This window comes from Sphingopyxis sp. CR5, from assembly GCF_059693785.1.
Genome location: NZ_JCATIE010000001.1, coordinates 280,672 through 301,764, shown reverse-complemented (window position 1 = coordinate 301,764; position 21,093 = coordinate 280,672). Strand labels below are relative to the sequence as shown.

Sequence of the window (21,093 nt, the reverse complement as noted above, 5' to 3'; positions counted from 1 at the left end):
TCAATTCCTCCGGGTCATGTTTTCAAGTTGCGCCAGGTCTTCATCGCTGCGTACCGCGGGGCGGAAATCGGGATGGTCGGCGCTGATGATGCGTTCGACGGTATGAAGACGATTCTCGAGCCGGCGAGCCGTATCGTAAAGTTCGTCGAGGAGCTGTTCGTCTTCTCCGGTCAGCGTCTTGGCCTGCTTCCACTTGGTGATATAGTGGAGGATCAGCCAGGGCAGACCGAGGAAGAGCGTTCCGATGACGATCGGGACAATGATGACTTCTTCCATCGGTCCGGCTCCTTATTTCTTGCCCTGCGCGGCCTTCAGCGCGGCGAGTTCGTCGGCGACCTTGTCGGCGGCCTGCAACTCGGCGATCTCTTCGTCGAGCGACTTCTTGTAGCCGAGGCCCAGCGCTTCGGCGCGGCCTTCGGCCTCGTCGACGCGGCGTTCGAGCACTTCGAAGCGCGAGAACGCGTCTTCGACCCGGTCGCCGCTCGTCATCTCGCGCAGCTTGTAACGGTTTTCGGCGCTTTCGAGGCGGTTGACGATGCCCGACTGGCGCGCCCGCGCTTCGCTGAGCTTCTTCTGCAGCTTGGCGATGTCGGCCTCATAGCCCTTGAGCGCGTCGTCGAGGACCGCGATCTCGGCCTTCAGCTTTTCGGCCATGTCGCCGGCCTTCTGCTTTTCGACGAGCGCGGCGGTGGCCAGGTCTTCGCGGTCCTTCGACAGCGCGAGTTCGGCCTTTTCCTTCCAGCTGTCCTGCAGGCTTTCGAGCTTGCTGATGTGGCGACGCATTTCCTTTTGATCCGCGATCGTGCGGGCGGCGGAGGCGCGCACCTCGACCAGCGTCTCGTTCATCTCGAAGATGATCTGGCGGATCATCTTTTCGGGATCTTCCGCGCGGTCGAGCAAATCGGTGACGTTGGCGGCGATGATGTCGCGGGTTCGTGAGAAAATACCCATTATGCTAACTCCTGATCGAAACTGTTTTTCGAGACCTTGAATGAATGCTGGTGCCGGGGCGGGGCAAGGGGGGAGAGTGCCCCGGCACCAGAGCCGGTCAGGCCATGTGGCCGACCGCCGGGGAAGCCGCAGCGATCACCGCGAGCGTGCCGACGGGGTGTCCGGTAGCGCTCACGGCGATCTGGGGATGGTCGATCACGCCGACGAGGATGGCAAGCGCTCCCGCCGCGCTGAGCGCGAAAGTGACGGCCTGGGCAAACATCGTCTTCATGGTTCAACCTTCCCTGTTCTGACTGCGCCGGCACGATCTTGCGCCGGTTCGTCCCAATCCGTGCAGGGACCGTGCCAATTGGCCAAAATCGCTGAAAACCGCCCAACTCCCTCCCGGATTCGGGCTGGAAGTCGATTTACCTTGCCAATCAGCGGGAAATATTGCCAATGATTGGGAATGGAGCGCGAAACGCAATTCATCGGCCAGTCGGCGGCCTTTCAGGATGCGGTCGATCGCGCGAGCCAAGCGGCGGCGCTCGATCGCCCCGTGCTGGTCATCGGCGAGCGCGGCACCGGCAAGGAACTGATCGCCGAGCGCCTCCACCGCCTGTCGGCGCGCTGGGACAAGCCCTATGTCATCCTGAATTGCGCCGCGATGCCGGAAACGCTGATCGAGGCCGAACTGTTCGGGCACGAAGCGGGCGCCTTCACCGGCGCGACGCGCAGTCGCGCCGGGCGCTTCGAGGAAGCCGACGGCGGGACGCTGTTCCTCGACGAACTGGCGACGATGTCGATGGCGGCGCAGGAGCGCCTGTTGCGCGCGGTCGAATATGGCGAAGTGACGCGCGTCGGCGCGTCGCGCCCGACGCGCGTCGACGTCCGTATCGTCGCAGCGACGAACGAACATCTGCCCGCGCTGGTGGAGAAGAACGGGTTTCGCGCCGACCTGCTCGACCGGTTGTCGTTCGAGGTCATTACTCTGCCCCCCCTGCGCGCGCGCGAGGGCGATATCGAGGTGCTCGCGACCTATTTCGGACAACGCATGGCGGCGGTGATCGGCTGGGAGGAATGGCCCGGTTTCGGGCCGCGTGCGCTCGCCGCGATGGAGGGGCACGACTGGCCGGGCAATGTCCGCGAACTGCGGAATGTGATCGAGCGCGCCATCTATCGCTGGGGTGATCCCGAACGGCCGGTCGATGCCCTGACGTTCGACCCGTTCGCCAGCCCCTGGCAGCCCGCGGTCCGCACCGCACCGGCGTCCGTCGCAGCCGGCGCCGCGCCTCCGACCGCCGAACCGAACGTCCCCGCCGCTGCGCCCACCGGCCCGGTCAGCGACCTGCGCGCCGCCGTCGACGGCTATGAACGGCAGATCCTGGCCGACACGATGGCGCGCTGTCGCTACAACCAGAAGGTCGCGGCCGAGGCGCTCGGCCTCAGCTATGACCAGATCCGCCATGCGCTGAAGAAGCACGGGTTAAACTAGAAAACGTCGCCCCCGCGCAGGCGGGGGCCGCTAGCAACCTTTTTCCGGCGACGCCGCGTAAACCGACTGCGGCCCCCGCCTGCGCGGGGGCGACGGCTATAGTGAACGCGCTATAGTGAACGCGTTATTTTTCCGGCAATTGCGCCTGCAGGGCGTCGACCACCGCGCGCTGCGTCGCGTCCATCGAGGCGAGGCGGTCGCGCAGCGCATAGATGTCGGGCAGGCCGTCGACCTGCTCTTCGACGCTGCGATCGATATAGAGGCGATCGATATCGGCCAGCGCGACGGTGAGCGGGGCGCGTGTCGATTGCAGGCGCGAAATCGCCTGCTGCGCGACCACCCAGCGTTCGCTGCCGACGTCGGCCCCGGCGCCCGCCGAAACGAGCGCGGCCGTCCCGTCGCGTTCGGCGGCAAACGCCTGCTGCGCCTGTGCCGCGTCCGATTCCCACCGCGCGAGGCGGCCACCGAGATCGGCGGGCAGCGGCCCCGGCGCCTCGACCACCACGGCGGGCGGCGCGACGTCGAACCGCCCCTCGACCGGACGCGGCGCGAGCGACGGCGCCTTGCCCGCCGACGTAGAGGCACAAGCCGCGAGCGGCAGCGCCGGAAGGGCAAGCAGCGGCAACAGGAAACGGATGCGTGTCATCGCCGACCCTGATATGGAGGCTCGCGGCCCGCAGCAAGACCGAATCGGTCGGCACCGGACATCGCCGCGAGCAACCGCAAAACCGCAAAAATCCCGGAATAATGCGGTTGACAGCTTCGGCGTTCACCGCTAGTGGCGCTGACTTTCCCGCATGCCGGAAAAATCGCTTGCTTCGGCGGGCGACTGGTAGCGCGGGTGTTTTAGTTTCTGATTGGATGGAAGACCATGTTCGCAATCGTGCGCACGGGCGGCAAACAATATCGCGTCGCCGCTGGAGACAAGATCGCCGTTGAAAAGATCGACGGCGAAGCTGGCGACACGGTGTCGCTGGGCGATGTGCTGCTGGCCGGCGACGGCGGCGAGGTGAAGGACGCGAAGGGCCTGGCCGTGTCGGCCGAGATCATCGCGCAGACCCGCGGCGAAAAGGTCATCGTGTTCAAGAAGCGCCGCCGGCACAATTATCGTCGTCGCAACGGCCACCGCCAGTCGCTGACGCTGCTGCGCATCACCGCGATCGGCGATGCCAAGAAGGCGGCGCCGAAGAAGGAAGCCGCTCCGAAGGCCGAAGCTGCTCCGGCTGCCGAAGCGAAGGCGGCACCCGCCAAGAAGGAAGCCGCGCCCAAGAAGGCCGCTGCTCCGAAGAAGGAAACGGCCGAGAAGGCCGCGCCCGCGAAGAAGCCCGCCGCCAAGAAAGCGGCCCCCAAGAAGGACGCCTGAGCGCGCTCGTCCGCGGCTCGGCAACAGAGATTAAGGAGTATCGGTCATGGCACATAAGAAAGCAGGCGGTTCCTCGCGCAACGGTCGCGATTCAGCCGGCCGCCGCCTTGGCGTGAAGAAGTTCGGCGGTCAGGACGTGATCGGCGGCAACATTATCGTGCGCCAGCGCGGGACCAAGGTGTATCCGGGCGTCAACGTCGGCATGGGCAAGGATCACACGCTGTTCGCCACCGCGGACGGCCGCGTCCGATTCCACGACGGCAAGCTCGGCCGCAAATATGTGTCGGTCGACGCGATGGCGGACGCCGCCGAATAAGGGACGACTCGGTCGAGGTCGTCCACCAGGGACGACCCGGAGCCGCCCTTTCCGCCACCAGCGGAAACCAGGTTCGAAAAGAGGGAGACGGGTCGCCCCGGTCTCCCTTTTTTCATGCCCGCTTTCCGTCGCCCGGCGGACGGGCGCGAAAACGGGGCCATCCATCTCCCTCGCATATCGCCTGTCGTCAAAGCGTCACCATCTGGCGTCACGGCGACAGGCAAATGGGAGTAAAAAGAAATGTTTGCGCGTACCGAAAGACTGTTGCTGCGGCCCGGCTGGCAGGAGGACGCCCCCGCGCTCGCGGGTGCGATCGGCGACGAGATGATCGTGCGCAACCTGTCGCGCGCGCCTTGGCCCTATGACGAAGCGCATGCGCGCGCCTTTCTGGCGGGCTGGACGGACGGCAGTCCCAGCCGCTTCCTGATGATCCAGCGCACCGCGAGCGCGCCGCGCCTGATCGGCTGCATCGGGATGGATCGCCGCGAAAGCGACGAAGTCGAACTCGGCTATTGGGTCGCGCGCCCCTATTGGGGGCTCGGCTATGCCACCGAAGCGGGCCGTCACATGATCGACCTCGCCCGCACGCTGGGAATCCACCGCCTGGTGGCGTCGCATTTCGTCGATAATCCGGCGTCGGGTGCGGTGCTGCGCAAGCTGGGGTTCAAGCCAACGGGCCGCCGCCCCGAACGCGGCAGCCTGGGCCGCAGCGCGGCGGCGCCGACGATCGAATATGCGCGCGAGATCGCGGCGCCGGGCAACGACGGCGACGGGGAAGACGGTCCCGTCGCCATGCCCGGGCTTCGCTGGCCCGATGCGATGCGCGAAGACTGGCGCCTGGCCGCGGCCTAAGCCGCGCCGGTCGCCTTGGGCGTCGCGGGATCGGCGCCCCACTCGCTCCAGCTGCCGTCATATACGGCGACATCTTCCTTGCCGAGGAGGTGCGCGCCAAAGGCGAGGACCGTCGCGGTCATGCCGCTGCCACAGGTTGCGACGAGCGGCTTGTCGAGGTCGACCCCCGCGGCGTCGAACGCGGCTTTCAGCTCGTCGCCCTGCTTCCAGGTGCCGTCGGCGTTGAACAGCGCGCCGTGCGGCAGGCTGCGCGAGCCCGGGATGTGGCCGGGGGCGACGCCGGGACGCGCGTCGCGCTCTTCGCCGGTAAAGCGCGCCGCCGGGCGCGCGTCGACGACCTGTTCGCCCTCGAGGCCCAGATTTTCGAGCATCTGCTCCTTGGTCCGCACCGCCTTCGCGTCGCGCCACACGGTAAAGTGGCGATGGCGCAGCGTCTGCTTGCCCATTTCGAGCGGGCGCCCCTCCGCCTTCCACTTGGCGAGGCCGCCGTCGAGCAGCGCGACGTCGTGCGCGCCGAACAGCTTGAGCAGCCACCATGCCCGCGCCGCGCTCTTCAGCGGGCTGTCGTCATAGATCACGATCCGGCTGCCGTCGCCGAGCCCCAGCGACTGCATGCGGCTGGCGAATTTTTCGGGCGGCGGGGCCATATTCTCGACCTCGTTCGACGAATCGGTCAGGTCGGCGAGGTCCATGAACACCGCACCGGGAATATGCCCCGCCTCATATTCGGCGCGCGCGTCGCGCCCCGCGTCGGCCATGAATTTCGTCGCATCGACGACCCGCAGGTCCGATGCCCCCAGTTCGCGTTCCAGCCAGTCGGTTGAGACCAAGGCGTCCATGTCATGCTCCTGTTACGACCCGCGGGGGAGCTTTGTCCCATCCCTCCGCCGGCCATCCTGCTGTGGCTCTATTCTTTCCCGGGGATAGTCAGCCTATGCCCCCACCTGCGCTTTTACAAGCGCATGCGAAGCTGTGCCCCAGTCGATGTTGCACCGCAACAGAAAAGGGACGGCGCGCCGGTCAGAGCGTGCGCCGCGCCGCTGTCGCGCGCGCCGCGGGACGATCGATCGCATAGGCCGGCCGGTCGAGCGGCAGCGGCGCAAGCCGGTCGCCCGTTCCCGCCGCCGGCGCGCGGCCGAGTACGAAGGTCGCCGCGGTCTGGCCAAAGGCGTCGGCATCGCCGTCCCAGTGATAGGTGACGTCGAACACCAGCACGGGGACCAACATCGGCTTGCCGCCGATGCTCAGCGGTTCGACCGTCCGCCGCGGCAGCGTCACCTCGGTGCTCAGCACCTCCGTCGCCCCGGGCGCCAGGTCGATTCCGTCCCGCAGCACGCTGCCACCGGCGCCGTCGAAGAAGCGCGCGACCACCGATTCGAGCATGGCCGATCCCTGCGCGAGCGCAATCCGGACCATGAGCCCCGTCGCGGCGAGCGGACCGTCGTTCCTGAGTTGCAGCGAAAAGCCGACCGCAAGATGCTCGGCGGTCATCCGCATCGCGCGGATTTCGAGCGCCATCGCGACCTGCGCGCGGCGTTCGGCCGACGGCCGCGTGACGAGCGGCGAAGCGGCGCGCGGGGCGCCGGGAACAGGCGCCGGCCCCTGCCCCTGCCCCGCCTCCGCAGCGGGCGTCGCGGCCGGCGGCGGGGGCGTCGCGGCACGCTCGGCGGGACCCGCCGGAGGCGGCGGCGTCTCGACCGCATCCTCGGCCACGTCGCCGGCAAGCGCGGGACGGCGGCGCCAGTACCAAAGACCCGCCCCCGCCGCGGCGAGCAGCGCGAGCGCCCAGGCCCAAAGCGGGGGTTCGCCGGGCGCAGGCGACGCCGCCGGCGGCGCGTCGGGCCCGGCGGGCGGCGATGCGGCGTCGACGGAAGCCTGGGGGACTTCTGCCGCGGTCGAATCGGGTTCGGCCGCGATGGGCGTGCTCGCACTGCGGTCGCTTTCGGCACCGTCGGTTGGCGCGGCACGCGGCGCGGGGGCCGGGGGCGACATCGGCGTTTCGCGGCGCGTCGGCGAAGGCGACGGCGAAGGTGCGGGAGCCGGCGCCGGCTGGGTCGGGACGATGCGCGGGGCCGTCGGCTGGGGAGCGGGGGTCGGCGCCGGGGTCGGGATGCCGCGCTGCTCGCCCGGCGCGAGCGGCGGAAGGCCGTTGTCGGAGGGCCCCTGCACCCCGGGCGTGCGGCCGTCGTTCTGCGACGGCAGACGAAAATCGATCGTCGGTCCGGGCGACGGCGCTGGCGACGGGCTCGGCGTGGGGGCCGGGCTTGGCGCGGGCGCCCCGTCCTGTTGCGCGGTCGCCGCGCCCGGCAGCCCCGCGAACGCGAGCGCCAGCAGCGGCAGCGCCGCGACCTTGCCCTTCCGACCGTGATTGCTCTTTGTCATGCCTTGCCCACGCGTCCGACCGTCGATGTCCCGGCGCCGCGTCGACCGCGCGCCGTCGTCGGCCGCCATCGACGGATGACAGCGGCCGCGCGTCGCACTAGACGGTTTCCATGAGTGATTCCAGCCATCCGGGGTTCGCGCCCAAACATCTCGGCCAGTCGAGCGAACTTCCTGCCTCGCCCGAGGCGGCGATGCTCGATTATGTCCCCAATCCGCGGCAGGGCGACCTGTATCTGGTGCGCTTCGCCGCGCCCGAGTTCACCTCGCTCTGCCCCGTCACCGGCCAGCCCGACTTCGCGCATCTCGTCATCGACTATGCGCCCGGCGAAACGATCGTCGAATCGAAGAGCCTGAAGCTGTTTCTCGGCAGTTTCCGCAATCACGCCGGGTTTCACGAGGATTGCACCGTCGGCATCGGCCGTCGCCTTTTCGACGAGATGCGCCCCAAATGGCTGCGCATCGGCGGCTATTGGTATCCGCGCGGCGGGATTCCGATCGACGTGTTCTGGCAATCGGCCGCGCCGCCCGAGGGGCTGTGGCTGCCCGACCAGGGCGTCGCCCCGTATCGCGGTCGCGGCTAGGGGCATCGGCGCCCCACGGCATCTGGGCACCGGAAACCTGGAAAATTTCATCTTTTCGTCATGCAAGACTGACACTAGTGTCAGCGATATGACCGCTGCCGCCCGCCCGCACGACCATGACATCACCGTCGGCCCCGACGCCATCGATTTCATGGGCCACGTCAACAACGCCCATTATCTGAGCTGGGTACAGGACGCCGTGCTGTCGCACTGGCGCCATATCGCCCCGCCCGACGCGGTGGCGCAGCATCTGTGGGTCGCGCTGAAGCACGAGATCACCTATCGCCGCCCCGCCTTCCTGGACGACCGCGTGATCGCGACCGTCATCCTCGAAAAGGTACAAGGCGCGCGGGCCTTTTACGAAACGATCATCAAGCGCGGCGAGGACGTGCTGGCCGAGGTCAAATCGAGCTGGTGCTGCATCGACGCCGAAACCTTGCGCCCCGCGCGGCTCGCGAGCGAAGTCGTCGCGCGCTTCTTTCCCGACGCCGGGCGATCCTGACAGACCGCCCGGGCCGTCCCCGGCCACACGCGAATCCGGTGCGGCGGTTACGGGCTGACCGGCTGATCCTCGTCATCGTCGACGACCAGCCAGATGCCGCCGGCGACGATCGCAAGACCCAGCACCACCGCGATCCAGCTCGCGCCTTCCAGCTTGCTCTGGCCTTCGGCGGTGCTGACCGCGCGAGCGCCATCGACCCTCGGGGTAGCGGCCGAGGCCATCACCGCCGAAAAGGGTATCGACAGGGCCGCCAGCGCGACCGCGGATTTTTTCAGCAATTCCATCATAATCTCCTGTTTCCAATCCTTTGGAAACGCGTCGTCCGGGTCGTTTGTTCCCCGGTCCGGCGGACGATGGAACGGTGCTGACCCTAGGCGGCCTCGAACCGGATCGGCAGGCGCTTCAGCCCGCCGACGAACACCGATTCGACGCGGGCCGGTTCGCCCGCCAGCTCGACCGATTTGAGCCGCGGGAGCAGCTCTTCCATCAGGATCCGCATCTCCATCCGCGCGAGATGCTGCCCCAGACAGACATGGGCGCCAAAGCCAAAGGCGATCTGCTGGTTCTTCGGCCGGTCGGGGTCGAAGCGGGTCGGCGCGGCGAAAATATCCTCGTCGCGGTTCGCCGACACATAGTTGAGCATCAGCCAGTCGCCTTCGCGAATCACCTGCCCGCCGACATCGACATCGGTCTTTGCGCTGCGCATGAAATGCTGCACCGGCGTGGTCCAGCGGATCGCTTCCTCGATCAGGCCCGCCTTGTCGGCCTCGGCGGCGCGGAACCGTTCGAACAACGCGGGATCGCGGGCAAGTTCCATCATCGCCCCGGCGGTCGACGCGCTCGTCGTGTCGTGCCCCGCGGTCGCGACGATCATGTAATAGCCCGCCAGTTCGCGGTCGGGGATCCGGCCCCCGTCGATCGTCGCATTGGCGATCACCGTCGCAATATCCTCGCGTGGGTGGGCGCGGCGATCGGCGGTAAGCTCGCGGAAATAGGTTTCGAAATCGGCGATGACATAGTTGAGCATCGCGATCGCCTGGTCGGCGCTCTTGATCGCCTCCCGGCTGCGGTTCAGTTCGGGGTCGGTCGATCCGAACAATTGCTGCGTCAGCATCAGCATTCGCGGCTCGTCCTCCGCCGGGACGCCCAATATGTCCATGATGACGCGCAGCGGGTAATGCGCCGCGACGTCGCGCGCGAAATCGCATTCCCCGTCAAAGCTCAGCATGTGGTCGACCGCGGCGCGCGCATGATGGCGGATGCGGTCTTCGACGATCTTCAGATTCTTGGGCATGAACCAGCTCTGGGTGAGCAGGCGATATTTCATATGGTCGGGGGCATCCATCTGGACCAGCGAGCGGATCAGGTGCCCGTCGCGGTTCGGCGTCGCCGCGCGCGCCAGGGCCTCGCCGTCTCGATTGGTCAGCACCGTCGGGCGGATTCCGTTCGCGAAGCGTTGCGGATCGCGGCTGATCGTCATCACGTCGGCGTGACGCGTCACCAGCCAGAATGGGTCGTGATCGTCATTCTCGACCACGGCAAGCGGCGCGTTCGCGCGCGCCCAAGCGAGCTTTTGATGAAGACCCGTCCATTCGCCATAGGCGGCGGGATCCACGACGGCGGCGGCTACCTCTCCAGGCAATAAAGGTTTTGTCATGCAACCAAATTGCCGCAAGACGTTCCGTCTGTCGAGCGGGATCATGCGTCCGTCGAATAGAGGCGTTGCCCCGCGCCCACCGTGCGCCTAGCGTTGTAACATTATTACTCGAGTCTGAAATTCCGGGGACAAGATCATGAAATTTTCCACGCGCCACCTTCTGCTCGCCACCCTTTCGTCGTTGAGCCTCGCGGCGACGCCGGCGTTGGCGCGGGAGGCCGCTGCCGCCGCCGCCCCGGCCGCCGCGCCGCTGCCCGACAGCGTGCCGAGCCAGCTTCCGCGCCTTGCGCGTCCGACGCATTATGACATCGCCGTCACACCCGATGCGAAGGCGCTGACCTTCACCGGCCGTGCTGCGATCGACCTCGACCTGTTCGCGGATTCGACCGCCATCACGATGAACGCGCTCGACCTCGCGTTCACGAGCGCAAGCATCGCGAGGGCCGACGGGTCGGGGCGTACCGCGCTGACTGCGACGGTCGATCCCGATGCGCAGACCGTGACCTTCACCGCGCCCAGCTCGCTCGCCCCCGGCCGCTACACGCTGACCGCCGACTATGACGGCAAGATCGGGACCCAGGCGAACGGCCTGTTCGCGCTCGACTATCCCGACAAGGTGACGGGCGCAGAACGCCGGGGCCTGTTCACGCAATTCGAGGCACCCGACGCGCGGCGCTTCGTGCCGAGCTTCGACGAGCCGAGCTACAAGGCGACCTTTCGCCTGACCGCGACGGTCCCCGCCGACCAGCTCGCGGTGAGCAACATGCCGGTAGAGACCGAAACCCCCGCGGCGAACGGTATGAAGACCGTGACTTTCGGTACCTCGCCGAAAATGTCGTCCTACCTGCTCTTCTTCGGGCTCGGCGATTTCGAGCGGCTCGCGAAGAAGAGCGAGAGCGGCGCAGAGGTCGGCATCGTCTCTCCCAGGGGATCGGGCGAACAGGCGCGCTTCGCACTCGACAGCCTCGGTCCGCTGCTCACCTATTACGGCCAATATTTCGGCCAGCCCTATCCGCTCCCCAAGCTCGACAACATCGCCGGCCCCGGCCAGTCGCAATTCTTCGGCGCGATGGAGAATTGGGGTGCGATCTTCACCTTCGAACGCATCCTGCTCGACGACCCCGCGATCACCAGCGAAGCGACCCGGCAGGCAATCTACGAGGTGCAGGCGCACGAAACGGCGCACCAATGGTTCGGCGACCTCGTCACGATGGCGTGGTGGGACGACCTGTGGCTCAACGAAGGTTTCGCAAGCTGGATGGCGACCAAGGTCACCGATCATTTCCATCCCGAATGGCAACCGTTGCTGTCGCGCGTCGGCGGCCGCGAGCGCGCGATGGGGCTCGACGCGTACAAAACGACCCACCCGATCCTCCAGACGATCCGCACTGTGGAGGACGCCAATCAGGCCTTCGACGCGATCACCTATCAAAAGGGTGAGGCGGTGATTTCGATGCTCGAAGCCTATGCCGGCGAGAAGGTCTGGCGCGACGGGCTGCGCCGCTACATGGCCGCGCATAAATATGGCAACAGCCGCACCGACGATCTGTGGAACGCGGTCGAGGCCGCGGGCGCCAAGGGGCTGACGGGAATCGCACATGATTTCACGGGCCAGCCGGGCATCCCCCTCATCCGCATGACCAGCTATACGTGCGAGGGCGGCAACAGGGTGATCGGCGTCAGCCAGGGCGAATTTTCGCGCGACCGGCGCGCCACGATCGATGGCGAAGGCCGCCGCTGGCAGGTGCCGATGCTCGTCAAGGGCGTCGGCGGCAAGGAACAGCGCGTCGTCGTCGCGGACGGCAAGGCGACGATCCGCGTACCCGGCAGCTGCGGCGCGACGATCCTGAACGGCGGCCAGCTCGGCTATTTCCGCACGCTCTATACCCCCGAAGCACTCGACGCGCTGCGCGCCGATTACGGCGACATCGCACCGATCGACCAACTCGGCCTGCTCAGCGACAATTTCTCGCTCTCGGTCGCTGGCTACCAGCCGATGGGCGCGGCGCTCGGCCTGCTCGCAGCGGTCCCGGCCGATGCCAATCCCTATGTCCTGACCGAAGCCGCCGACCGCTATGCCCAGCTTCATGCCGTTTTCGACGGCGACGCGGCGGGTCAGCAAGCTGTGGCGGCGCGCGGCGCGGCGGCGTTACGACCGGCCCTGACGCGGCTCGGGTTCGATGCGAAGGACGGCGAGCCTGCCCTCGACGCGGTGCTCCGCGCCGATCTGATCCGCACCCTCGGCACGATGGGCGACGCGGCGGTCCTCGCCGCGGCGCGGCGCCGCTTTGCGCTGCTCGACGACAATCCCAAGGCGCTCGACGGATCGTCGAAGGGGCTGTGGCTCGACATCGTCGCGACCAATGCGAGCGCGGCCGACTGGGACAAGCTGCACCGCCTCGCCGCGGCGAGCAAGTCGACCGTCGAACGCAGCACGCTCTACACGCTGCTCGGCGCGGCAAAGGACGATGCGCTCGCCCGGCGCGCGCTCGAGCTGTCGTTGACCGACGAACCGGGCGAGACGACCAGTGCGGCGATCATCGGCCGCGTCGCGCGCCATCATGCCGACGCGGCGGTCGATTTCGTCGAGGCGAACCAGGCCCGGGTCGACACGCTGATCGACGCGTCGGCCCGCGTCCGCTTCCTTGCCGGGCTCGCGATGGCCTCGGACGACCCGGCAATGATCGCGCGGCTCGAGACGAAGGCCGCAAGCCTGCCCGCCGACGTACGCAAACCCTATGAGCGCACGATCGCGGTGCTCAAGGAACATGCAGAGAGCATGCCGCGCATCAAGGCCGAGACCAAGGCCTGGCTCGCGGGTCGGTAGAGCAGGAAAGCTTCGTGTGTCCCCGCGGAGGCGGGGACCCATCTCCGATCGGTGCAAGATTGAGCCGTCGGGAGATGGGCTCCCGCCTTCGCGGGAGCACATATGTTTCGCAAACAGCTGACCGCGCTCCAGCCGGGAACGAAAGACGCTCAGGCGCGCGCGGCGCCCTCGGGCATCGCGCTCTGCCATTCGGCGGCGGCGCGGCGCACCAGTGCCTTCAACGCTTCGCCTTGCCGCGCCCAGGCCGCGGCTGCGGCGGCAGTCCAGCTTGCACCCGCCGCACGGCCGAGTTCGTCGATCGCCAGGTCGATAAAGGCGTCATATTCGGCCATCGGCAGCGCGCCATAGTTGCGATGCGTCGCGACGAGTTCGGCAACCAGCGGCCAGACCCATGCCTCACCCTGCGCGAGCCCATAGAGCATCTGCAACGTCTCGTCGGTCATCCGGCGCGACGCGGCATCGAGGTTGAGGAAGGCGGCGCGGCGCGCGGGATAAGCGGCGAGGAAGCGGTCGAACAGCGTGTGGCGGATGTCGACACCGGCCTCGGCGACGGCGGCAAGGCTCGCCTCCATCGGCGCGGCGTCGCCGCTTCCGGTCACTCGAACCGGCTCATTTGAACAGGCCGCCCAATATCCCGCGCATCAGCTGGCCGCCGAACTTGCCCGCGACCTGACGCCCGATGCTCGTTGCCGCCGAGCGCGCGGCCGACTGGAACATCTTCTCGGCCATGCTCGGCTTCGCAGCCTCGCGCGCCGCCGCCTTTTCCTGGCGGATACGCTCGCGCTCTTCGGCGGCCTTGCGCTTCGCCTCTTCCTTCGCGGCGAGAGCAGCCTGCTTGTCGGCCTCTTCCTGCGCCTCGGCCGCGACCGCCGCGGCCTGCGCCTGCTCGGCCTTGGCGGCGAGCAGTTCCTCGGCGCTTTCGCGGTCGACCGCGGTGTCATATTTGCCCGCAACGGGCGAGATCGACTGGATGATCGCGCGTTCCTTGGCGTCGAGCGGCCCGGCGCGCGAGCAGGGCGGCTTGATCAGGGTGCGCTCGACCGGCGACGGCGCGCCGTCGGCCATCAGCAGCGACACCAGCGCCTCGCCGACCTTGAGCTCGGTGATCTCGCGCGCGACATCGACCTTCGGGTTGGGACGGAAGGTGTCGGCAGCGGCCTTCACCGCCTTCTGGTCGCGCGGGGTGAAGGCGCGCAGCGCGTGCTGGACGCGGTTGCCGAGCTGGCCCGCAACCTCCTCGGGCACGTCGATCGGGTTTTGCGTCACGAAATAGACCCCGACGCCCTTCGAGCGGATCAGCCGCACCACCTGTTCGATCTTGTCGGTCAGTGCCTTGGGCGCATCGTCGAACAGCAGGTGCGCCTCGTCGAAGAAGAAGACGAGCTTGGGCTTGTCGGGGTCGCCGACCTCGGGAAGCGTCTCGAACATCTCGCTGAGCAGCCAGAGGAGGAAGGTGGCGTAAAGCTTGGGACTCGCCATCAGCTTGTCGGCGGCAAGGATGTTCACATAGCCGCGGCCCTGGTCGTCGAGCTGGATCATGTCGGCGATGTCGAGCGCGGGCTCGCCAAAGAAATGATCGCCGCCCTGGCTTTCGAGCGTCAACAGCTGGCGCTGGATCGCACCGACGCTCGCCTTGGTCACATTGCCATATTTCGCCGACAGCTCGTCGGCATTCTCGGCGCACCACGCCAGCATCGCCTGCAAATCGCCAAGGTCGAGGAGCAGCATTTTCTGTTCGTCGGCGACCCGGAAAGCGATCGCGAGCACCCCTTCCTGCGTCTCGTTCAATCCCATCAGCCGCGCGAGCAGTAGCGGCCCCATTTCGGAAATGGTCGTGCGAACCGGGTGACCCTGTTCGCCGAACAGGTCCCAGAAGATCACCGGATTGTCGCGATAGGCCCAATCGCTATCGCCGATCTCGATCGCGCGTTTCGAAAAGGGCTCGTGCGTTTTCGCGGTCGGGCTGCCCGCCATCGCCAGGCCCGACAAATCGCCCTTCACATCGGCAACGAACACCGGGACGCCGACCGCCGAAAAACTTTCGGCGAGCCCCTGCAAGGTCACGGTCTTGCCGGTACCCGTCGCGCCCGCGATCAGCCCGTGGCGGTTCGCACGCTTGAGCACGAGCGACTGGCGCGGCCCATCGGGCGCCCCGCCCCCGCCAAGCCCGAGATAGATTTCGGTCGCTGCGCTGCCGTCGCTCACCCTGTGTCCTCCGCCGTTATCACCGCCTACCGGTCTAGAACGGAGGGTCAGGAAATCAAGCGATCGAGGACGTGGCGGCTTGCGACCGGAGGTGGACCTTTACCTCATCGTCATCCCGGCGAAGGCCGGGATCTCGCCGGTGCCGAAATCCGCTAGCTTGAGATCCCGGCCTGCGCCGGGATGACGGATAAGGGACGTCCGCTCCCCACCCCAAATCGGACATCCGACAAAAAAAACGCTGTCCTACACTGTCCGGCTGCGTCAGCCTTCGTCCCGGCTCTTTCATTCGGTGGATAAAGGCGGTCACACCCCGGTTTAAGGATGCGGGCGGGCGCCGGCGCGGCATGGTCGCCGCACGCGACCCATCGGTGGCCGCACAAGGCTGACCTTTACTGAACTTTGAAACGACGCCGTGGACCCGGCCCGCGAGGACTGAAGACAGGTTGCCGTCATTGGCGCGCCCCAGCCATCGGAATGGCAGAGATCGACGGATTGCGGACGAACCGCCTCATCAGGCTCTAACATTGTCATCCCCGCGAAAGCGGGGATCCAGAGCCTGCATAGCCTGCCCCCTCCCTGGGTTCCCGCTTTCGCGGGAATGACAAAGGCTGGGAAATGCCCGCTTCCCTCCCCAAAGCCGCCACCGGCCCTCGCGCCTTCACCCCATCACAAAGGCGTTCAACTAATCGCCCTCCGGATCGCGCGGGCAAAGAAAAGGGCGCCGGGCCAATGGCCGCGGCGCCCTTTGGCAAGGCCCTGAAAGCCCGTTATTTCCCGTCGACGCGGATCGGGATGAACGCCGGCGGCTGACCGCGGCGCAGGATTTCGAGCAGCACGGCGGTGCGTCCCGACTTCTTGGCGTCGGCAACGCCCTTGGCGAGAGCCTCGGCGCTGGTCACCGGGGTCCGGTTGATGCTCAGGATCACGTCGCCGCGGCGCAGCCCCTTCGATCCGGCGTCGCTGCTGCTGCCCACCGCGGCGATGACGAGGCCCTTGGTGGTGCGCTCGACGCCGATGCTGGCGGCGATATCGGGGGTCAGCGTCTGCACCGCCATGCCGAGCTGTTCCTGGATCGCCTGGTCGGCGCTGCCCTTCGGATCGTCGGGCATCGTCTGCTCTTCTTCGGGGTCGAAGCTCGATCCGGCGAGCTCTTCCTCGGGCGGGCGCGTTCCGACGACGGCGTTCAGCGTCATCGGCTTGCCGTCGCGGATGATCTCGATCGGGATGCGCGTGCCCGGCTTCACATTGGCGACCAGATACGACAGCGTCTGCTGGGGCGTGACGTCCTTGCCGTTGACCTTGGTCACGACGTCGCCGCGCTTCAGCCCGGCCTTCGCCGCGGCCTCGCCGTCCTCGACGCGCTGGACGATTTCGCCGCGATCCTTGGGCAGGCCCAGCGCCGCGGCATAATCCTCGGTCATCGGCGCGATACCGATCCCCAGATAGCCGCGCTGCGGACGTTCGCCCGCCTTCAGCGCATTGATCACCGGGATCGCCGCATCGGCGGGGATTGCGAAGTTGACGCCGATGTTCGCTCCGACGGGCGAGATCAGCATGTTGGTGATGCCGACGACATTGCCTTCGAGGTCGAACAGCGGACCGCCCGAATTGCCGCGGTTGATCGCGGTATCGGTCTGGATATAGCGGTCATAGGGGCCGCTGCCGATGTTGCGCTGAACCGCCGAGATAATCCCCGCGGTCACCGTCGATCCGAGCCCGAGTGGGTTGCCGATTGCCACCACCCAGTCGCCGACGCGCGCCTTGTTGCTGTCGCCGAACTTCACGAACGGCAGGCCGGTCGCGTCGATCTTGAGCAGCGCGAGGTCGGACGTGGCATCGCGGCCGACGATCTTCGCGCGATATTCCTTCTGATTGGTCAGCGTCACCGTGACCTCGTTCACCTGTTCGCCGCGCGGGCCGCCGGTGATGACGTGGTTGTTTGTGACGATATAGCCGTCGTCGGAGATCAGGAAGCCCGACCCGCCGCCCTGCTGTTCCTGCGTGATCGGTTCCCGCGTTCCTGCAAAGGGGTTGAGCCGGACGCCCAGCGTCACTTCCTGCTTGGTCGAGATGTTGACCACCGCGGGCTGGAGCTGGTCGACGAGGTCGGCGAAGCTTTCGGGGGCTCCCGATCGCGGGACGACCTTGGCGATCTCGCTGCGCTCGTTCTGCGCCACCTGTGCGCCGACGGGCGACTGGGTGACCAGCGCCAGCGCGGTGCCGCCCACCAGCAGGGCCGAAGTGATGCCATATACATAACGCACGATTGCAATTCCTCTTCGTCTATTTGGTCCCGGCGTCCCCGGCGGGGGCTGTCTGCCCCCCGGCGGCTTAACGGCGTTTGAACATGAACGGACCGGCCAGCCCCTGTTCATTCGCCGCGCTTCGCCGTCAATCGCCGCTGAACCGTTTCAGATATTCATTGTCCGGCGACAATATGACCGATGTGTCGCCGCGGTTCCCTTCACCCAGGAATGTCTGGCGATAACTCTGCATGGCACGATAGAAATCATAGAAATTCGGATCCTTGCCATAGCTTGCCGCATAGATGCGTGCGGCCTCGCCGTCGGCGTTGCCGCGGATGATCTGTGCATCCTTGTCGCCTTCGGCGCGGATCGCGGTCGCTTCCTGCTCGCGCGCGGAACGCATGCGGTTATAGGCCGCGAGCAGGGTCGCACCCTCGGGCAGGTCGGCGCGCTTGATCCGCACGTCGATGACCTCGGCGCCATATTTCTGCGCCTCGCGGTTGAGCGACACCTGGATATTGTCCATCACCGCGCCGCGCTCGGGCGAGAGCAGCGTCGCGAAGGTCCGCTTGCCAAGCTCGTTGCGCAGCGACGAACCCAGGATCGTTGCGAGCTGCTGTTCGAGACGGGTCTCGGTCCGGATCGCGGTGTACATCCGCACCGGATTGGTGATGCGGAAACGCGCAAAGGCGTCCACCTGCAACCGTTGCTGGTCGGTCGAGAGCACCTGCTGGCGCTCCATGTTCACGCCCAGGACGCGCTTGTCGATGAACTGGACGCCGTCGACGAACGGCACGCGCACGAGCAGCCCGGCGCCCGAGCGGCCGAATTGCTCGCCCTTGCGATAGACATTCTTGGTGCGCTCGATCTCGCCGAAGCGCAGGACGAGCGCCTGCTTGTCCTCGGGGACGATCGCCAGCGTCTGCGACAGGATGACGAGCAGCGCGATGACCGCGACGAGCAGGCGCATCGGGTGGCGGGTCAGTGCTTCGAACATCACTGGCCTCCCTTCGCGACATCGTCCGGGGCCGCGACGGCGCGCTTGCGCACCTCCGGCAACGGCAGATAGGGGGTCACCCCGCGCGCTTCGACGATCGTCTTGTCGACGTTCGACAACACACTCTCCATCGTTTCGTAATAGAGCCGCCGCCGCGTGACTTCGGGCGCAAGCTTATATTGTTCATAGATCTGGTCGAACTGCGCGGTGTCGCCGCGCGCCCGTTCGAGAAGCTGGCGCTCATAGGCGCGCGCGCGGTTGATCGCCGCGTCGGCGTCCTGCCGCGCGGCGGTCACTTCCTTGAACGCCTCGTCGACCTGCTTCGGCGGGTCGGCCTGGCGGATCGCGATCCCCTGGATCGTCACGCCCGATCGATACTGGTCGAGCAGAACCTGCATGCGACGCTGGACGTCGGCCTCGATATCGACGCGGCCGGGACCGATCGCCTGGACCAGGTCGAAATTGGCGACCGTCGCGCGCATCGCGCTTTCGGCGACCTCGCGGATCGTCCCTTCGGGGTCGGCCAGCTGAAAGATGAACAGTTCGGGGTCGCGCACCGACCAGCGCACTTCATACGCCAGGTCGACGATGCTCTGGTCGCGCGTCAGCACGAAATTCTCGTCGGTCGCGGTCGGCGACCCGACCTGCATCGTGCGGATCGCGCGGACGTCTTCGGTCCGCATCTGTTCGATCGGCGCGGGCCATGTCCATTTGACGCCGGGGCCGACGGTGCGGACATAGCTGCCGAGCCGGGTAACGACGCCTTCCTTTTCGGGCGGGATGACGTGGACCATCGAAAACAGCGCCCAGATCAGGACGAGGAGGATCACCCCCCATTTCCACAGCTTGGCCGATTCGGGCAGGTTCATGCCGCCTCCGCCGCCGCCCGAACCACCGCCGCCGAAGCTGCCGCGCCCCTTGCGCAGCAATTCGTCGAGCGCCGAGGGGCCGCGCGGACGGCCGCGCCCGCCGTCGGCGGGATCGGGCGTGACCCACGGATTGCGCGGGCCACGCTTGCCATCGTCGCCGCCGTCCTTGGGACCATTCCCCCAGGGGCTGTTCGCCATCACGGCGATCGAACCGAAAAATTGCCGCAGCCCGTTCGGAATGCGGCGCCCCACCGTGCCATTATCATTGCTCTTCATGGGTGCATTTATAGGGGCGGCGGGCGCGATTAACAGGGGGGTCGCGCGAAAATCGCTGGCAATCGTCCGCGGCGCGCCTATCTGCCCCGCATGACCGATACCGCTCCCCTCGCCGCTATCGCCGCCGATCTGAGCGGCGGCCGCACCTCAGGCCTGCGTTTTCTGGACGATGCCGGCACGCTCGCGATCGTGCTCGACGTCACCGGCCTCGCCGAGGCCAACCGCGCGCCGCTGGAAACCCGGCTGCGCGAGGCGTTGCTTGGCCAGGACGGCGTGACCTCGGTCCGCGTCGCGATGACCGCCGAGAAAAAGGCGCTGACGATCATCGCGGTGGGCAGCGGCAAGGGCGGCGTCGGCAAATCGACGCTCGCCGCGAACCTCGCGGTCGCGCTCCGGCGGCGCGGGGTGAAGGTCGGGCTGGTCGATGCCGACATCTATGGCCCCTCGCTCCCCAAGCTGATGGACAGCGAAGGCGTCAAGCCGGAGGCGCAGGGATCCAAGCTGGTCCCCGTGCCCAACGCCTATGGCGTGCCGATGCTCTCGACCGGCCAGATCGCCGCGCCCGGCCAGGCGATCGCGTGGCGCGGCCCGATGGCAGGCAAGGCGCTCGAACAGCTCGTCGATGCGCGCTGGGGCGATGTCGATACGCTCGTCGTCGACCTGCCCCCCGGCACCGGCGACGTCCAGCTGACGATGATCCAGCGCCACAAGCCCGCGGGCGCGGTCATCGTGTCGACGCCGCAGGACCTGGCGTTGATCGACGCCGCACGCGCGATCAGCCTGTTCGAACAGGCCGAGGTGCCGGTGATCGGCCTTGTCGAGAATATGGCGGGCTATGCCTGTCCGCATTGCGGCGAGATCAGCGACCCGTTCGGGCGCGGCGGCGCCGAAGCGGCGGCGGGCGAAATGGGGATAGACTTCCTGGGCCGGGTGCCGCTCGCGATGGGGATTCGCCTCGCGAGCGACGGCGGGGTCCCGCCGGCCGCCGGAACCGATCCCGCGGGCGAGCCGTTCCACGCCGTGGCGGCGAAGGTCGCCGACTGGATCGAGGCACGGAAGGCAGAATGAATGGCGATCAACGACGAGGATGAAATCCGCAGGCTGCTCGGCGAGCCGCGCCGCATCGCGGTGGTCGGCGCGTCGCCGAACCCGGCGCGCCCGTCGAACGGCGTCCTCGCCTTTCTGGTGTCGCAGGGCCATGACGTGATCGCGGTGAACCCCGGCCACGCCGGCAAGACCATCCACGGCGCCCCGGTCGTCGCGACGCTCGCCGATGTCGAACCCGCGGCGGAGATCGTCGACATTTTCCGCAACAGCGACGATGCGGGGGCCGCCGTCGACGACGCGATCGTCCACGGTGCCAAGGCGGTGTGGATGCAGATCGGCGTCGTCAACGAGGCCGCCGCGCAGCGCGCCGGCGATGCCGGACTGGCCGTCGTCATGGACCGCTGCCCCAAGGTCGAGATTCCGCGGCTGGGCCTGCTGCGCTGACGGAGGGGCCGAGCGCGCAGCGCTCGTTTCGTCCTCGCCCCTCCACCACCGCTTCGCGGCGGTCCCCCTCCCCATCGCTTTGCGACAGGGAGGAACTCACACCA

Annotated in this window: 22 protein-coding genes; 9 read left to right on the top strand and 13 right to left on the bottom strand. The window is 67.3% G+C overall.

Annotated features, from left to right (window positions below):
• From pspB to AC58D2_RS01325, 3 genes are all read right to left on the bottom strand, one after another.
• Positions 1–276: an envelope stress response membrane protein PspB gene (gene pspB / locus AC58D2_RS01335; protein WP_497386583.1), complete on the bottom strand. Its 276-nt coding sequence runs from the start codon at positions 274–276 to the stop codon at positions 1–3.
• A gap of 12 nt (positions 277–288) precedes the next feature.
• Positions 289–951 (bottom strand): phage shock protein PspA, encoded by a 663-nt coding sequence (pspA, locus tag AC58D2_RS01330; RefSeq protein ID WP_497386581.1) that lies wholly within the window; start codon positions 949–951, stop codon positions 289–291.
• 97 nt (positions 952–1,048) lie between these two features.
• Positions 1,049–1,222 (bottom strand): hypothetical protein, encoded by a 174-nt coding sequence (locus AC58D2_RS01325; RefSeq protein ID WP_497386579.1) that lies wholly within the window; start codon positions 1,220–1,222, stop codon positions 1,049–1,051.
• 177 nt (positions 1,223–1,399) lie between these two features.
• On the opposite strand from AC58D2_RS01325, the gene pspF reads away from it, so the two are divergent.
• Complete coding sequence (pspF, locus tag AC58D2_RS01320; protein WP_497386577.1) at positions 1,400–2,425, top strand: phage shock protein operon transcriptional activator; 1,026 nt, start codon at positions 1,400–1,402, stop codon at positions 2,423–2,425.
• A 124-nt stretch (positions 2,426–2,549) separates the two neighbouring features.
• Here the strand turns inward: pspF and AC58D2_RS01315 are convergent, their stop codons facing one another.
• The gene (locus AC58D2_RS01315) at positions 2,550–3,071 is read right to left on the bottom strand and encodes a hypothetical protein (RefSeq protein WP_497386575.1); all 522 of its coding nucleotides are present in this window, start codon (positions 3,069–3,071) and stop codon (positions 2,550–2,552) included.
• 225 nt (positions 3,072–3,296) lie between these two features.
• On the opposite strand from AC58D2_RS01315, the gene rplU reads away from it, so the two are divergent.
• From rplU to AC58D2_RS01300, 3 genes are all read left to right on the top strand, one after another.
• Positions 3,297–3,788, top strand: coding sequence for a 50S ribosomal protein L21 (gene rplU / locus AC58D2_RS01310; RefSeq protein ID WP_497386573.1), 492 nt, complete (start codon positions 3,297–3,299; stop codon positions 3,786–3,788).
• A 46-nt stretch (positions 3,789–3,834) separates the two neighbouring features.
• Positions 3,835–4,104 (top strand): 50S ribosomal protein L27, encoded by a 270-nt coding sequence (gene rpmA, locus AC58D2_RS01305; RefSeq protein ID WP_089216949.1) that lies wholly within the window; start codon positions 3,835–3,837, stop codon positions 4,102–4,104.
• Between the two features lie 240 nt (positions 4,105–4,344).
• On the top strand, positions 4,345–4,956 hold the full coding sequence (locus AC58D2_RS01300) for a GNAT family N-acetyltransferase (protein ID WP_497386571.1): 612 nt from the start codon (positions 4,345–4,347) through the stop codon (positions 4,954–4,956).
• On the opposite strand, the gene sseA is transcribed toward AC58D2_RS01300, so the two are convergent.
• Positions 4,953–5,795 (bottom strand): 3-mercaptopyruvate sulfurtransferase, encoded by an 843-nt coding sequence (sseA, locus tag AC58D2_RS01295; protein WP_497386569.1) that lies wholly within the window; start codon positions 5,793–5,795, stop codon positions 4,953–4,955. The two genes, AC58D2_RS01300 and sseA, sit on opposite strands and share 4 nt — an antisense overlap.
• Before the next feature lie 181 nt (positions 5,796–5,976).
• Complete coding sequence (locus tag AC58D2_RS01290) at positions 5,977–7,338, bottom strand: hypothetical protein (RefSeq protein WP_497386567.1); 1,362 nt, start codon at positions 7,336–7,338, stop codon at positions 5,977–5,979.
• Positions 7,339–7,448: 110 nt separating this feature from the next.
• Between AC58D2_RS01290 and queF the strand changes: the two genes are divergently transcribed.
• Together queF and AC58D2_RS01280 are read left to right on the top strand one after the other, a co-directional pair.
• The gene (queF, locus tag AC58D2_RS01285; RefSeq protein WP_497386565.1) at positions 7,449–7,919 is read left to right on the top strand and encodes a preQ(1) synthase; all 471 of its coding nucleotides are present in this window, start codon (positions 7,449–7,451) and stop codon (positions 7,917–7,919) included.
• 88 nt (positions 7,920–8,007) lie between these two features.
• Positions 8,008–8,421, top strand: a complete 414-nt coding sequence (locus AC58D2_RS01280; protein ID WP_497386563.1) for an acyl-CoA thioesterase — start codon at positions 8,008–8,010, stop codon at positions 8,419–8,421.
• A 47-nt stretch (positions 8,422–8,468) separates the two neighbouring features.
• Here AC58D2_RS01280 and AC58D2_RS01275 read toward each other — a convergent pair whose 3' ends face one another.
• Both AC58D2_RS01275 and AC58D2_RS01270 read right to left on the bottom strand, forming a co-directional pair.
• Entirely contained in the window at positions 8,469–8,705 is a 237-nt protein-coding gene (locus AC58D2_RS01275; RefSeq protein ID WP_497386561.1) for a hypothetical protein, read from the bottom strand.
• An 86-nt stretch (positions 8,706–8,791) separates the two neighbouring features.
• Complete coding sequence (locus AC58D2_RS01270; RefSeq protein WP_497386559.1) at positions 8,792–10,078, bottom strand: cytochrome P450; 1,287 nt, start codon at positions 10,076–10,078, stop codon at positions 8,792–8,794.
• A gap of 136 nt (positions 10,079–10,214) precedes the next feature.
• Between AC58D2_RS01270 and AC58D2_RS01265 the strand changes: the two genes are divergently transcribed.
• Positions 10,215–12,905, top strand: a complete 2,691-nt coding sequence (locus tag AC58D2_RS01265) for a M1 family metallopeptidase (RefSeq protein ID WP_497386557.1) — start codon at positions 10,215–10,217, stop codon at positions 12,903–12,905.
• A gap of 149 nt (positions 12,906–13,054) precedes the next feature.
• Here the strand turns inward: AC58D2_RS01265 and AC58D2_RS01260 are convergent, their stop codons facing one another.
• The 5 genes from AC58D2_RS01260 to hflK all read right to left on the bottom strand — a co-directional run bounded on the left by AC58D2_RS01260 (position 13,055) and on the right by hflK (position 19,498).
• A complete protein-coding gene (locus AC58D2_RS01260; RefSeq protein WP_497386555.1) occupies positions 13,055–13,504 on the bottom strand; it encodes a hypothetical protein in 450 nt (149 codons plus the stop codon).
• Between the two features lie 10 nt (positions 13,505–13,514).
• Entirely contained in the window at positions 13,515–15,110 is a 1,596-nt protein-coding gene (locus AC58D2_RS01255; RefSeq protein WP_497386553.1) for a helicase HerA-like domain-containing protein, read from the bottom strand.
• Positions 15,111–15,877: 767 nt separating this feature from the next.
• Positions 15,878–17,374 carry a trypsin-like peptidase domain-containing protein gene (locus tag AC58D2_RS01250; RefSeq protein ID WP_497386551.1) on the bottom strand — a complete coding sequence of 499 codons (1,497 nt, stop codon included), beginning with the start codon at positions 17,372–17,374 and terminating at the stop codon, positions 15,878–15,880.
• Positions 17,375–17,501: 127 nt separating this feature from the next.
• A complete protein-coding gene (hflC, locus tag AC58D2_RS01245; protein WP_497386549.1) occupies positions 17,502–18,353 on the bottom strand; it encodes a protease modulator HflC in 852 nt (283 codons plus the stop codon).
• On the bottom strand, positions 18,353–19,498 hold the full coding sequence (gene hflK, locus AC58D2_RS01240) for an FtsH protease activity modulator HflK (RefSeq protein WP_497386547.1): 1,146 nt from the start codon (positions 19,496–19,498) through the stop codon (positions 18,353–18,355). Before hflK ends, hflC begins: the two co-directional genes overlap by 1 nt.
• A 90-nt stretch (positions 19,499–19,588) precedes the next feature.
• On the opposite strand from hflK, the gene AC58D2_RS01235 reads away from it, so the two are divergent.
• Together AC58D2_RS01235 and AC58D2_RS01230 are read left to right on the top strand one after the other, a co-directional pair.
• Positions 19,589–20,566, top strand: a complete 978-nt coding sequence (locus AC58D2_RS01235) for an Mrp/NBP35 family ATP-binding protein (protein WP_497386545.1) — start codon at positions 19,589–19,591, stop codon at positions 20,564–20,566.
• Positions 20,567–20,989 (top strand): CoA-binding protein, encoded by a 423-nt coding sequence (locus AC58D2_RS01230; RefSeq protein ID WP_497386543.1) that lies wholly within the window; start codon positions 20,567–20,569, stop codon positions 20,987–20,989.
• The last annotated feature ends 104 nt before the right edge of the window (positions 20,990–21,093 follow it).

What these genes read in the sequence shown, in the direction of transcription:
- pspB (WP_497386583.1), bottom strand. Translation starts at nt 276, where the DNA reads ATGGAAGAAGTCATCATTGTCCCGATCGTCATCGGAACGCTCTTCCTC.
- pspA (WP_497386581.1), bottom strand. Translation starts at nt 951, where the DNA reads ATGGGTATTTTCTCACGAACCCGCGACATCATCGCCGCCAACGTCACC.
- AC58D2_RS01325 (WP_497386579.1), bottom strand. Translation starts at nt 1,222, where the DNA reads ATGAAGACGATGTTTGCCCAGGCCGTCACTTTCGCGCTCAGCGCGGCG.
- pspF (WP_497386577.1), top strand. Translation starts at nt 1,400, where the DNA reads ATGGAGCGCGAAACGCAATTCATCGGCCAGTCGGCGGCCTTTCAGGAT.
- AC58D2_RS01315 (WP_497386575.1), bottom strand. Translation starts at nt 3,071, where the DNA reads ATGACACGCATCCGTTTCCTGTTGCCGCTGCTTGCCCTTCCGGCGCTG.
- rplU (WP_497386573.1), top strand. Translation starts at nt 3,297, where the DNA reads ATGTTCGCAATCGTGCGCACGGGCGGCAAACAATATCGCGTCGCCGCT.
- rpmA (WP_089216949.1), top strand. Translation starts at nt 3,835, where the DNA reads ATGGCACATAAGAAAGCAGGCGGTTCCTCGCGCAACGGTCGCGATTCA.
- AC58D2_RS01300 (WP_497386571.1), top strand. Translation starts at nt 4,345, where the DNA reads ATGTTTGCGCGTACCGAAAGACTGTTGCTGCGGCCCGGCTGGCAGGAG.
- sseA (WP_497386569.1), bottom strand. Translation starts at nt 5,795, where the DNA reads ATGGACGCCTTGGTCTCAACCGACTGGCTGGAACGCGAACTGGGGGCA.
- AC58D2_RS01290 (WP_497386567.1), bottom strand. Translation starts at nt 7,338, where the DNA reads ATGACAAAGAGCAATCACGGTCGGAAGGGCAAGGTCGCGGCGCTGCCG.
- queF (WP_497386565.1), top strand. Translation starts at nt 7,449, where the DNA reads ATGAGTGATTCCAGCCATCCGGGGTTCGCGCCCAAACATCTCGGCCAG.
- AC58D2_RS01280 (WP_497386563.1), top strand. Translation starts at nt 8,008, where the DNA reads ATGACCGCTGCCGCCCGCCCGCACGACCATGACATCACCGTCGGCCCC.
- AC58D2_RS01275 (WP_497386561.1), bottom strand. Translation starts at nt 8,705, where the DNA reads ATGGAATTGCTGAAAAAATCCGCGGTCGCGCTGGCGGCCCTGTCGATA.
- AC58D2_RS01270 (WP_497386559.1), bottom strand. Translation starts at nt 10,078, where the DNA reads ATGACAAAACCTTTATTGCCTGGAGAGGTAGCCGCCGCCGTCGTGGAT.
- AC58D2_RS01265 (WP_497386557.1), top strand. Translation starts at nt 10,215, where the DNA reads ATGAAATTTTCCACGCGCCACCTTCTGCTCGCCACCCTTTCGTCGTTG.
- hflC (WP_497386549.1), bottom strand. Translation starts at nt 18,353, where the DNA reads ATGTTCGAAGCACTGACCCGCCACCCGATGCGCCTGCTCGTCGCGGTC.
- hflK (WP_497386547.1), bottom strand. Translation starts at nt 19,498, where the DNA reads ATGAAGAGCAATGATAATGGCACGGTGGGGCGCCGCATTCCGAACGGG.
- AC58D2_RS01235 (WP_497386545.1), top strand. Translation starts at nt 19,589, where the DNA reads ATGACCGATACCGCTCCCCTCGCCGCTATCGCCGCCGATCTGAGCGGC.
- AC58D2_RS01230 (WP_497386543.1), top strand. Translation starts at nt 20,567, where the DNA reads ATGGCGATCAACGACGAGGATGAAATCCGCAGGCTGCTCGGCGAGCCG.